Source organism: Bengtsoniella intestinalis, assembly GCF_039719005.1.
In the GTDB taxonomy this organism is placed as follows: Bacteria; Bacillota; Clostridia; order Oscillospirales; family Oscillospiraceae; genus Oscillibacter; species Oscillibacter intestinalis.
Map to the genome: position 1 here is coordinate 1,411,126 of NZ_CP133584.1, position 11,837 is coordinate 1,422,962.

General features: G+C 50.9%; 15 protein-coding genes and 1 pseudogene. 14 read left to right on the forward strand and 2 right to left on the reverse strand.

Annotated elements, in window-relative coordinates:
• Positions 1–2: 2 nt before the first annotated feature.
• The 9 genes from RFF05_RS06845 (at position 3) to istB (ending at position 9,572) form a co-directional block, all read left to right on the forward strand.
• The gene (locus RFF05_RS06845; RefSeq protein ID WP_409969623.1) at positions 3–350 is read left to right on the forward strand and encodes a hypothetical protein; all 348 of its coding nucleotides are present in this window, start codon (positions 3–5) and stop codon (positions 348–350) included.
• Complete coding sequence (locus tag RFF05_RS06850; protein ID WP_409969624.1) at positions 347–745, forward strand: phage tail protein; 399 nt, start codon at positions 347–349, stop codon at positions 743–745. Before RFF05_RS06845 ends, RFF05_RS06850 begins: the two co-directional genes overlap by 4 nt.
• Before the next feature lie 11 nt (positions 746–756).
• Entirely contained in the window at positions 757–1,077 is a 321-nt protein-coding gene (locus RFF05_RS06855) for a GPW/gp25 family protein (protein WP_409969625.1), read from the forward strand.
• Positions 1,070–2,206, forward strand: a complete 1,137-nt coding sequence (locus tag RFF05_RS06860) for a baseplate J/gp47 family protein (RefSeq protein WP_409969626.1) — start codon at positions 1,070–1,072, stop codon at positions 2,204–2,206. The genes RFF05_RS06855 and RFF05_RS06860 overlap by 8 nt, the downstream gene beginning before the upstream one ends.
• Positions 2,199–2,795 (forward strand): phage tail protein I, encoded by a 597-nt coding sequence (locus RFF05_RS06865; protein ID WP_409969627.1) that lies wholly within the window; start codon positions 2,199–2,201, stop codon positions 2,793–2,795. The genes RFF05_RS06860 and RFF05_RS06865 overlap by 8 nt, the downstream gene beginning before the upstream one ends.
• Complete coding sequence (locus tag RFF05_RS06870) at positions 2,782–6,201, forward strand: tail fiber protein (RefSeq protein WP_409969628.1); 3,420 nt, start codon at positions 2,782–2,784, stop codon at positions 6,199–6,201. The genes RFF05_RS06865 and RFF05_RS06870 overlap by 14 nt, the downstream gene beginning before the upstream one ends.
• 472 nt (positions 6,202–6,673) lie before the next feature.
• Positions 6,674–7,231: a hypothetical protein gene (locus tag RFF05_RS06875; RefSeq protein ID WP_409969629.1), complete on the forward strand. Its 558-nt coding sequence runs from the start codon at positions 6,674–6,676 to the stop codon at positions 7,229–7,231.
• A 132-nt stretch (positions 7,232–7,363) separates the two neighbouring features.
• Positions 7,364–8,857 carry an IS21 family transposase gene (gene istA, locus RFF05_RS06880; RefSeq protein WP_409967410.1) on the forward strand — a complete coding sequence of 498 codons (1,494 nt, stop codon included), beginning with the start codon at positions 7,364–7,366 and terminating at the stop codon, positions 8,855–8,857.
• Positions 8,850–9,572: an IS21-like element helper ATPase IstB gene (istB, locus tag RFF05_RS06885; RefSeq protein WP_409967230.1), complete on the forward strand. Its 723-nt coding sequence runs from the start codon at positions 8,850–8,852 to the stop codon at positions 9,570–9,572. The genes istA and istB overlap by 8 nt, the downstream gene beginning before the upstream one ends.
• 54 nt (positions 9,573–9,626) lie before the next feature.
• On the opposite strand, the pseudogene RFF05_RS06890 reads toward istB, so the two are convergent.
• Positions 9,627–9,887, reverse strand: a pseudogene (locus RFF05_RS06890) (sporulation initiation factor Spo0A C-terminal domain-containing protein); the annotation flags it as partial.
• On the reverse strand, positions 9,875–10,114 hold the full coding sequence (locus RFF05_RS06895; protein WP_409967229.1) for a helix-turn-helix domain-containing protein: 240 nt from the start codon (positions 10,112–10,114) through the stop codon (positions 9,875–9,877). The pseudogene RFF05_RS06890 and the gene RFF05_RS06895, both read right to left, overlap by 13 nt.
• A gap of 170 nt (positions 10,115–10,284) precedes the next feature.
• Between RFF05_RS06895 and RFF05_RS06900 the strand changes: the two genes are divergently transcribed.
• The 5 genes from RFF05_RS06900 to RFF05_RS06920 are packed head-to-tail and all read left to right on the forward strand — an operon-like array spanning position 10,285 to position 11,834.
• Positions 10,285–10,854 (forward strand): hypothetical protein, encoded by a 570-nt coding sequence (locus tag RFF05_RS06900; RefSeq protein ID WP_409969630.1) that lies wholly within the window; start codon positions 10,285–10,287, stop codon positions 10,852–10,854.
• Positions 10,796–11,176, forward strand: coding sequence for a hypothetical protein (locus RFF05_RS06905; protein WP_409969631.1), 381 nt, complete (start codon positions 10,796–10,798; stop codon positions 11,174–11,176). The genes RFF05_RS06900 and RFF05_RS06905 overlap by 59 nt, the downstream gene beginning before the upstream one ends.
• A gap of 4 nt (positions 11,177–11,180) precedes the next feature.
• Positions 11,181–11,303 carry a CD1375 family protein gene (locus RFF05_RS06910; RefSeq protein WP_409969632.1) on the forward strand — a complete coding sequence of 41 codons (123 nt, stop codon included), beginning with the start codon at positions 11,181–11,183 and terminating at the stop codon, positions 11,301–11,303.
• Between the two features lie 49 nt (positions 11,304–11,352).
• On the forward strand, positions 11,353–11,469 hold the full coding sequence (locus RFF05_RS06915) for a CD1375 family protein (protein ID WP_409969633.1): 117 nt from the start codon (positions 11,353–11,355) through the stop codon (positions 11,467–11,469).
• A gap of 53 nt (positions 11,470–11,522) precedes the next feature.
• On the forward strand, positions 11,523–11,834 hold the full coding sequence (locus RFF05_RS06920) for a hypothetical protein (RefSeq protein WP_409969634.1): 312 nt from the start codon (positions 11,523–11,525) through the stop codon (positions 11,832–11,834).
• The last annotated feature ends 3 nt before the right edge of the window (positions 11,835–11,837 follow it).

The following is an 11,837-nucleotide window of genomic DNA, read 5'->3' on the forward strand; positions in this document are numbered from 1 at the left end:
CTATGGATAACACAACTGCACTGCAACACATGGTACGCATTGGCAAGGTCACTGCTCTTGACGCAGGCAATCTCAAAGCACGGTGTATCTTTCCTGAAACTGGTGTCACATCTGGTCTTTTAAGCGTGTTGCAACACCCTGCCATGGGCGTTGCCGTAAAAGCAGATGGTCAGCATACCCATACGATTACCGACACCTATATGGGCGGTGGGAGCGCCAGCACAGAGGGCGAACACGACCATGAGGGCACCGTCACTACCACATGGATGCCCAAGGTCAATGATTTTGTTCTGGTGTGTTATTTGCCATTTTTCAACAGCGATGGCTATATTTTGGGGGTGATTCCATGAATGTTGGTTGCTTAGGTGACATTGCCTTTGTGGTCAAGCCAGATTTGATTCAGACCATTAAATCTATGACTTGGTCTGGTGGCGCCAGATACGCCACCCACGAACGGCATTTGAAAAATGCACTCACCGAGTTTTGTGGTATTGAGCCTGATAAGTTCAGTTTTGAAATGCAGTTATCCAGTGATTTGGGGGCTGACCCCATGACTGAGTTGGTGAAAATCTGGGCTTATGAACGCAATGGAACCCCGTTGTCCTTAATCATTGGCGACAAGGGATACGGTAAATATCGCTGGGTTATTCAAGAGCACAAAATTTCCATAGAACGCACGGACCCAAGAGGAAATCTGACATGGTGCACAGTAGAAATATCTCTGCTGGAATACTTGTCGTCATAGAAGGAGGCAGTATGAGTTACACCGTATCAACATCAACGCTGGAGAAAATCACGCTCAACCAGAGTGATTATGTCAACTCTGTTTTGCAAAATATTGCCATTATCATTTCTACACGCCAAGGCACCGTGCCCCTCAATCGTGATTTCGGATTGCCTATGGAATTTTTGGATCGCCCCATCAATGTAGCAAAAGTATTAGCTTACAAAGAAGTCAGTGAAGCGATTGAAGCCTACGAGCCAAGAGCATCTTTGGTTGACATCTTTTTTAGTGGAGATTTGAGCAATCCTGGATTATTAAATATTACCGTGGAGGTGGATATCGCCAATGAGTAGAAACACAGAATACCAATTTATCTCAACCGACACCGACACCTTGACTGCCGCCATGGTGTCAGCTTACGAAGCCATCACCGGCACCAGCGTCACTCCTGCCAGCCCTGAAAAGCTATTTATCTCCTGGGTCACTGACATCATCATCCAAGAACGTGCCCTTTGCAACTATGCGGCAAACCAAAACATCCCCAGTCGTGCAGAGGGTGACAATCTGGATGCCCTGGGAGAATTGTTCTTCGCCCAGGAGCGTCCCCAGGCACAAGCGGCAACAACCACTGTCCGCTTTACCATTTCCGAAGCCCAAGGCTCTGCTGTTCTGGTTCCCTCTGGCACTCGTGTCACCGACACATCTCAAACCCTGGTATGGGAAACCACCGATGATGCCTACATCCCTGCAGGAGACACCACCATCGACCTGGCAGTCACCTGCCAAACCCTAGGCATTGCGGGCAACGGCTATGTGGCGGGTCAAATCGTTGTGGCGGTTGACCTGTTCTCTTATTACCTTTCCTGTGCAAACACTACAACTTCGGACGGAGGTGCTGACGTGGCCACTGACGATGAATTCTACGAACTGCTCATAGCGGGGCAGGATGCTTACTCTACAGCTGGTGCACGTGGTGGCTATATCTATCACGCCAAGCTAGTGTCCACCGAGATTTCCGATATCGTTGTCACCAACCCAGACGATGGTGTAGTGACCATTTATGTGCTGATGTCGGACGGTTCCATTGCAAGTTCCGAAATCAAAGCAGCTGTCTTGGCAGCCTGCAGCGACGCCTATGTTCGCCCCCTGACCGACAGCGTCACTGTGGAAGACCCAGACGAAGTTAATTACAACATCGCATTCACCTATTACATCTCCACCGACAGCGACAAATCCTCCACCGAGATTGCTACAGCTGTAGCCGAAGCGGTGGATGAGTACATCACCTGGCAGTCTGGCAAGTTGGGACGGGACGTCAACCCCTCTTATTTGCATGGCCTGTTGATGCAAACTGGCATCAAGCGGGTGGTGCTGACCAGTCCAGTATACACCGTCCTGGATGACGGTAGCACCAATGATACTCCTGAGGTGGTGGCGGTGGGAACAGTTACCATTACCAACGGAGGGTATGAGAATGAGTGATTTTGGACTGTCTGTTGAAAATCTATTGGCAGCTCTCCCTGATGCGCTGAAAAACGATGCATCCATCCTGGCATTAGGGGAGGTTATCGCCACCCAACTTGCCCAGCGCACCGATGAAATCAACAGCCTGACTATCTATGGGAACATCGACCAGATGGACGAAACCCTGCTGGATATTCTGGCGGTGGACTTCAAGGTGGACTGGTGGGACACGGAATATACCGTGGATGAAAAACGGCAAACCTTGAAAGATAGCTGGGCTGTCCACCGTTCCCTTGGCACCAAGGGCGCTGTGGAGCAAGCCATCTCTGCCATTTATGCTGGAACCACCGTGTCTGAATGGTTCGAGTATGATGGCGACCCATTCCACTACAAGCTCCTCGTAGATGCAATCTATGAAAACGTAGACCCAGACAAGCATCAGCGTGTGCTTGAACGAGTCAAATACTATCAGAATTTACGCTCGGTGCTAGATGGCATCGAATACACAGCCGCCCCAGACGGAGAATGCCAAGCCTATGTGGGCATTGCCGTTTCGGGCATATCTATTAGTTTAACTAAGGAGGTAGCAATCTATGGCTTGGATTGATGCAGTAGTCACCAACGCAGGCGCCGCACTGTTGGCAGAAGCACTGGCTGGAGAAGAAATTACCATTGACGGTGCTTCTGGCGGCACAGGCACAGCGAGCGCATCTAGCTTGCTTGCACAAACTTCCCTTGTGAGCCAAAAGCAGACCTTCGATGTCGTGGCTTTGAGCGATGTCGACGGAGGGAAGAAGCTCAACATCCAGATTACCAGCGAAAATTTAAGCACTGGGTACACGCTGAACCAAGTAGGCGTATGGGCCCACATCGGAGATAGCGACCCCCAGCTCTTTGCTATCATCCAAGACGGGGACGGCATCGACATTCCATCCGAGACTTCGATGCCAGACTTTTCGATGAACTTCTATGTCGTTGCCGCTGTCAGTGGCGAAGCAAATATCTCGCTCACCGTTGACCCTTCTGGGGTTGTGACTGTGGCGACCATGACTGCGGCGATTGCAACGCTGGAGTCCGAAATGGAGGATGCCTTAGCGGAGAAAGCCAGCCTAGACGAAGATGGCAAAGTGCCTGCCGACCAACTCCCCGATATGGACTATATCCCCACCGATGATAAGGGTGCCGCTGGCGGTGTCGCTGAACTAGACGAGGACGGCAAGGTACCCACGGAACAACTCCCTTCGATGGACTACATCCCCACCAGCGACAAAGGCTCCGCAGGTGGCGTGGCAGAGTTGGACAGCAATGGCACCGTGCCATCCTCTCAGCTCCCCAGCTACGTTGATGATGTTATCGAAGTCACCGATTATGCTGACCTTCCTGCTACTGGCGAGACAGGCAAAGTCTACGTCACCCTAGACGACAACAAGACTTATCGTTGGTCTGGTACCACCTGCGTCCCCATCGGCAACGACTTGGCTCTGGGCGAAACCGAAGCCACGGCCTACCGTGGCGACCGTGGCAAAATCGCCTATGACCACAGCCAAGTCGTCACAGGTAATCCGCATAATGTGACTGCCGCTCAAGCTGGTGCGGCACCAACTGACCACGCCAATGCAGATGCCACCTACGGTGCTGGCACTGGGGAAAAGTACGGCCACGTCAAGCTATCTGATGCCGTGTCTGATACCAGTGGAGCATCTGGCGGTACAGCTGCTACACCTGCGGCAGTCAAGGCGGCTTACGACCGTGCGCCCAATGTCCTTGTTGCTGATGAAACCCCCACCGCACAGGTGGAGAACGACTTGTGGCGAAAGGCGTTGACTGTGGCAAAAGGTAAGCTCGCCAAGGAACGACTGTACCGCAGAAACGCCGATGGCAGTTATTCGGCTGTTTACACCGAAACCCATGTCGGTGCCGTGGTCATGGGAGATGGCACCACCCTTCTAGAAGAAAAGCTGAACACCACGGACGAAACAATCTCAAAGATGTCGGCTCAGTTGAGCACCATCTACACAGCCCCTTCTCAGAGTGGCACATTGACCTACACTGGCTCGACTTTAACGCCCGTATGGAATGACTACAACAGCGAAAAGCTGACTATCGATGGCATTACGAGTGGCACCGCTGTCGGTACCTATGTAGCCACATTCACGCCAGTTGAGGGGTATACTTGGGAGGATGGAACCACTGGCGCTGTGGAGGTGTCTTGGTCTATTACCAAGGCCTCTATCGCATACATCCCAAGCCAAGACGGAACACTCACTTACACTGGCTCCGCTCAAAGCCCTGTATGGAATGACCTCAACAGTGGCGAGCTGACTGTCGCTGGAGTCACCAGTGGCACCAATGCTGGCACCTATTCTGCCACGTTCACGCCCACAGCCAACTATCAATGGCCTGATGGAACCACGGCCGCCAAGACGGTCACATGGACGATTGGTAGAGCGACCATCACAGCCACGCCCTCCCAGAGTGGCACACTGACTTACACAGGTTCTACGTTGACCCCCACTTGGCTCAATTACACCACGGCTCAGTTGACCATTGGCGGCGTGACTTCCGCTACCGTTGCAGGTAGCTACAGCGCAACCTTCGCTCCGACGAGCAACTACCAGTGGTCTGGCGGCTCCACCAGCGCAGTCACCGTGACTTGGGCAATCTCCAAGGCCGCAGGCTCCCTGTCCTTGGGCGTGACCTCCTTGGCATTGACCGTCAGTAGCAAGACTGGGACTATCTCCGTCTCTCGCCTTGGCGATGGTGCCATAAGCGCAGTCTCGGGTAACACATCCATAGCGACTGTGTCGGTGTCCGGCACCACTGTCACCGTTACCGCCGTTGGTACAGGGTCTACCACTGTCACCGTGTCCGTGGGCGCAGGGACCAATTGCAACGCCCCCAGCAATGCGAGCTGTTCTGTCAGCGTGGACTTGGCCGCCGTGTTCGGTGTGTCGTGGGCAAGTGGCTCCAGCTCCACGGCGCTGACCCGACTGACTACCGCCAATGACCCCAACAGCCTTGTCACCGTCAATGCCACCACCGAGCCATCCCCAGCCGTTGGCACTGGCTCTGGTAGCTCACCCTTCGATGACTACGCTCCGTGGGCGGACATGGAAGAATATAACGTCGCCAACAGTGCCGTCACTTACCGCCGTGACCAAACTGGATTCTCTCGCAGTAGCAACGATGTCATGGTCTACATCCCAGAGTATTGGTTCAAGATTGAGGAAAGCGGCACCACCGTCCGCTTCTACATTTCCGATACCGAAAAGACTGGCTTCACCAAGCATCCCGGCAGTGGGAAATATGTGGCGAGATACAACACCATGACAGGACACTACTCTCGTTCTGGCAATGCCCCTCTCGTGTCCATCACAAGAGCCACAGCCCGAACAGGCGCAGAGGCCAAGGGTACCAAGTGGAGTCTGTATGACTACGCCAGCTGGTGCGCTGTGTGGCTCCTGTACCTCGTTGAATTTGCCGACTGGGATAGCCAGAGCATGATTGGCCGAGGATATGTGGACGGTTCGGCGGCTCAAAGCTCTGGTGGCACCGACACCATGACCTACTTCACTGGTCGTGCCGCTGGTACCGATGGCCTCACAGCTGTGCAGTATCGCCACATCGAAAATCCTTGGGGCAATGTCCGTGAGTTCATTGATGGCATCAACTTCAGCAGTCGTGCCGCTTATGTCTGCACTGACCACGACAACTACGCCGATGACACATCGACCAACTACACAGCGGCAGGCGTGACCCTCCCTTCGTCTGGATGGATTTCTGGCTTGGGCATAAGCACTGCATTCCCTTGGGGTTTCTTACCCGACACCGCTGGTGGCAGTGAGACAACCTACATCGCAGACTACGTCAACTCTGCTACGGGTTGGACGGTGCTTAATGTTGGCGGTAGCTACAGTTACGGCTCCATCGCTGGTCTGTTTTACTTCTATGCGAGCTACGCTTCGTCGTACTCCAACGCTAGCCTCGGTGCCCGACTCCTTTATCACCCCTAACGGGGGACTGGGGGGCGCACCCCCAGCGCTACCAAGTCTGCACGGCCTACCGTTCAGACAGACAACCTCAAAGGGGGTACGGGGGCGAAGCCCCCGTTTTTTATAAATTTCAAAATAACGTATTTCGTTATATTCTACCGAAACGGCAAAATTCGACGGCATGATAGCTATAATAGTTGTGGGATTGTCTGTGCACATAGCCGGGGCTTTTTGGGCTGACGTCAACTCTACTACGGGTTGGACGGTGCTTAATGTTGGCGGTAACTACAGTAACGGCTCCAACGCTGGTCTGTTTTACTTCAATGCGAACAACACTTCGTCGAACTCCAACGCTAACCTCGGTGCCCGACCGCTTGTTTGTTTCTCTTTGCATTGCACAGGCCTTTCCACACCGCTTGGTGAAAATATTGCCACATAGGACAGGGTTTAGTAGGGCTCTCGAAAGACCTTGCAGGCAAACAAGGAGGCTATCATGCCGAAAAAAGTTGGATTCCTATATGAGAAGCTTTTGGACTGTGAGTTCATCCGTCAGACCATTTTAGAAGCGGCTCACGGTCGTGAGAACAGACCCGATGTGGCACCTGTTGTCGCAGACCTAGACCGCTACACTAAGATGACCTATGAACTCTTTGCCAAAGGAAGCTTCGTGCCGTCTCCCCCAAAGGAGCGGTTAATCTATGACCCCAGCAGTCAAAAGCACCGCCAAATCAAGATGGCTCCGTTTTGGCCAGATGGCGTGGTGCAGTGGGTACTCGTGACCGTGATGAAGCCTGTGCTCATGCGTGGGATGCATCACTGGTCTTGTGCATCCATCCCCGGCCGTGGGGGAAAGCGCATCCAGAAGAAAATCAAGAGTGTGCTTCGCAGTGACCCAAAGGGAACGAAGTATGCCGCTGAAATGGATGTGGCACGATACTACCCCAGCATTGACCACAGTCGTCTCATTTGGGCGCTGGCTCGGAAAATCAAAGACAAGGATTTCTTGCGACTGGTTTACAGTATCATCGAATCCTGTGGCTGTTTCCACTAAAATAAAAGTACCGAAAAAGGGCGCGAAAAGTGCATAGGTTGGGCTCGTAAAAAAAGAGCCATTGTCAGCACCTCAAAAAAGAGCTACCATTAGTTTGTCTAGAACTAAGGAGGTAGCGGAAAGGTGATAAGAATGGCTCAAAAGAATTATATCAAAGATTTGTACGAAAACCAAGAGAAAAGTCTCAATGAAATCGCAAAAATCACAGGACTCAATTATCGCACGGTGCGCAAGTACGCCCATAAAGACGACTGGAACGATGAGCATCTACCCAACATTCAAGCAGAAAGCTATCCAATTTTAGGGGATTTCATCCCTATCATAGACCAATGGTTAGAGGATGACACCAAAATTCCACGCAAGCAACGACACACAATTTGGCGAATCTATTGCCGTTTACGAGATGAAGAAAAATTCCTCGGTAGCTACTCCAGCGTAAAGCGTTATGTGCGCAAGAAGAAATTCGCCATGAGCAGCCAAACCGATGGTTATCTGCCTCTGGCGCATCCCCACGGCAGTGGGCAAGTGGATTTTGGCGAGCACATCTACAACGACGCCTCATCCAAAGTGCGGACAGGCTACGCCCTAACCCTGTCCTTCCCCAATTCCAACAAGGGATACACCCAAGATTTCCCAGCCCAAAACCAAGAATGCTTGCTAGAAGGCATGAAGCAGATTTTTGAGCACATGGGTGGCGTGCCACCCGTCATCCGCTTCGACAATATGTCTACCGCCGTGGTGAAGGTCCTAGACCATGGTGAACGAGTGCTGACCGATGGATTCACCCGATTCATGCTGCATTACCGATTTAAGGCTGAATTCTGCAATCCTGCCGCTGGCAACGAGAAAGGCAACGTGGAGAATAAAGTGGGATATAGCCGCAGAAACGCCTTTGTTCCTGTGCCGACCATTACCTCCTTCGATACCTTCAACGAACAGCTTTTCGACTGGTGCGAGCAGGATGCACAGCGTCTCCATTACAAGCATCAGATTGAGATACAGGAACTGTGGGAAGCAGATCGTGAGGCGCTACTACCCCTGCCAGAGCACCCTTTTTCGGTGTTCCGTTACGAAAGCTTGGCGGTGAATAAATATGGCTTTGTCACCATTGACACCAATAAGTATGGTCTGTCACCAGCGCTGAGTCGAGAGATTGTGCAAGCGAAAATTTATTATGACTGCATTGAATTTTACCATGACCATACCTTAGTTGGAAGTTATAAAAGAAGTTATGAAACACACCAAGAGTACTATGATTGGAAACAGTATGTTGGCGTTTTATGCAGAAAGCCTGGCGGGGTATCTCACACTCGATTCTTCAACCAAATGCCACCTCTTTGGCAACAGCATCTCCACCAAGCCCAAGGACAGGCACGAAAAAGTGCGCTACAATTACTGGATGAAATCGTCCAAGATGGCAACGCCACCTTTTGCGACGAAGTGCTAGAGTTGGCGCATGAGAATGGCCGCACCGATGCGGATAGTGTCCGCCAATGCTACTACATGATTGCCAAAAAGGAACACCGACCAGAGCCGTTGACTTTGGATATTACCACGCCTGACCTACATTACACGCCAAATTTGAGCGCTTACGACGGATTGATAGGAGGTGATTTACATGGTTGAGCAATACATGAAAACCTTGAAATTAGGTGGTTTGGCAAAAGAGTGGACAAGTGTGGAATACCGAAATAATGAGCAATATCTAACCGATTTATTACAACTGGAGTTGCGAGAACGAGAAATAAACCGCATTAACCGCATGGTAAAAAGTGCAGGATTTGGGGTGCTAAAAACCTTGGATGACTTCACTTGGCGCAATGAAATAGCACTGCCAGTTGGACTAACACGAGAGTATATGGAAGATTTGCAATTTTTGGCACCCAAGGAAAACCTTATTTTTATGGGCGCCGTTGGGACAGGCAAGACCCATCTTGCCACAGCTCTGGCGTTGAACGCCTGCCAAGAAGGACGGCCTGTTCGCTTCTTTACAGCTGCATCTCTTGCCAATATTTTATTGGAAAAGAACAACAAGGGCACCTTGAACAGTTTCTTATCTACGCTAAAAAAGGTGCAGTTAATGGTCATTGATGAAATTGGTTTTGTACCGTTGCACAAAGCGGCAGCAGAGCTGTTATTCCAAGTGATTGCCGACTGTTATGAGCGGAAAAGCCTCATCATTACATCCAATCTGGAATTCTCTCAATGGAATACAGTCTTTGGGGATAACCGCTTGACGGCAGCTCTCATTGACCGCTTGGTACACCATTCGCACATAGTCATCTTCTCTGGGGAGAGCTACCGCTTGACACAATCCATGTCCAGGCAACGTGAGCGTTGAGGCTAGAAGGGACAAAAAAGCACCATTCCTAGGTTTTTTCTCCATAGGATGGTGCGCCATCTGCTCTAACAAAATTCGATTGTGTATCCAAATAAGCTCTGTGATTGTGCGAATGTTGCGCTCAACGCATTGCCAAGTGGTTTTATAGTGTTTGGCTACCTCTGGGTACAGCCACTTGGTGATGAGGAGCAGCCTTTCTGGATTTTGTATGACGAGATAGACGGCGTAGCTGGTATGGAAAAAACCTCGATAGTTGGCGGTGATGCCTAAGGAGTAAAGCAGGCTGTAAATTTCTGCAATGTCTACGCTACCCATTGCAACTCACCCCTCTCCATCTGAAAGGTTTTTGGGTAAAACCCCAGTTCCATGCCATATACATTGCCCAATGTTTGAAGTGTACTCATTTTTGTATCTTTGCTTCCTCGCTCTGCATCCCGAATTGTTCTAACAGAAATTCCACTGCGACCCTCTACCATTTCCTGCGTCATCCCTTGTTCTATACGGAACCCTTTTAAAGCAACGCCAAGTTCATTTCTAGCCATTGTGCACACCTCCTTCTTGTTTTCATTATACAAGAAGAATTTAGCAAATAACAGGAAGCCCACTTCCGTTTTCGACATTTTTCAGCAATTTTTTAAGTTTTTTCTCGCTAATGTTATTCCCCAACGCTGACCCTATGCACTTTTACGCGCCCTTTTTGTGTATTTTTAAGTTGACAAAGACATGTGGCGAAGGGCTGGCCATCGGCTACTACATCTGCCAATGGCTGGCGAACTATTTTCTGGAGCCACTTGACCACTACATCATGTCCCTGCCCGGCGTAAAGTACATGACACGCTACATGGACAACATCACCATCTTCGGCCCCAACAAAAAGAAGCTCCACAAGGCGAGAAAACTGATTGCCATTTTCATGCAGGAGCACCTTGGGCTGACGATGAAGAAAAACTGGCAAGTGTACCCAACAGCAAAGCGCATGGTGAATGCGGTGGGCTTTCGGTATTCTCGCACCCACACCATCCTCCGCAAGAGGAATTTTCTCCGCTTGACCAGACAGTGTCGCAGGGTGGAGAAGAAGATTAAAGCTGGTACCCGAATAAGCTATCGACAGGCTGCAGGTTTGCTCAGCCGAATAGGGCAACTTCGACACTGTGATAGCCATAAAATCAGAGTGAAATACATTGACCCCATAGGAGTCAAGACGCTAAAGGAGGTTGTACGGTATGAGAGTAAGAGGCGACTTATCCCCCAACGGAGCATTTACGCTAGAGGAGCAGCCTAAGAAGCCCGGCTATTCCCTCGCACGTTTCTACGAGAATGTAGAGGAGTTCTCCGAAACCGTTGATGGGCTTACCATCAGTGGCTACGAGTACGACGAATACAAGCTCGAACTGGAGACTGTGGATGGGCTGTCTGATGCCATCACAGAAAACTACAATGTCTATCTGTCCGAAGCCAAGCTGGCCGAGGAAGAGGCATATACTATCCCCACGCTCAAAGAGCGAGTGACCCAGCTGGAAACCGAGAAGGAATCCCTAGAGTCTCAGCTGACTGACACCCAGCTGGCCCTGTGCGATGTCTACGAACTAATGCTAGGAGGATAACGGCATGGCAAAAATATACGCAGACCTTATCGAAAAGGGTCTGAAAACAATCGAGGATGTGCCGCAGGCGCTTCGTGAAGAAGTGCTTGCGTTACTCAATACGGAAGGAGCTGAGGACTATGAATAGTCTTCGGCTCTTTCTTTTGTCCATTTTGTTCGGGAAGGAGGTGCAGGTCATGGCTATTGTATATGCAACCCTTATTGTGAAGGGCATGAAGACTCTGGAAGAGGTTCCCGAGCTTATCAAGTCTAATGTCGAGGCTATCATCGAAGCGCTGGAAGTCCAGCTGTAAATCAGCAGAGGGGGGCGAGCAATCGCCTCCCTCTATCATTTGTGGAGGTAGCTATGTCGGCAGAATCACTGATTGCCACAGTGTTGCCGTCTCTTATCGTGGCCTTATTTATGGCGGCATTCACTCGCCGACAAGCCGCAAGAGACAAGGCAACGGACGAGCGGGCTGAAGCCCGAAAAAAAGAAAGCCTATTGGCGCTTGAAATGCAGATGGCCACGGCAAAGATGTCGTATGCCACAGCTGTGGCTTTGAAGCGAGGGTACGCCAATGGAGAAGTCGAAGAAGGGGTTGCCGCCTACGATGAGGCCAGGAAGAAATACTTCCATTTCCTCAACGAACAGGCCACCGACCACCTTGCGAGTTAGGAG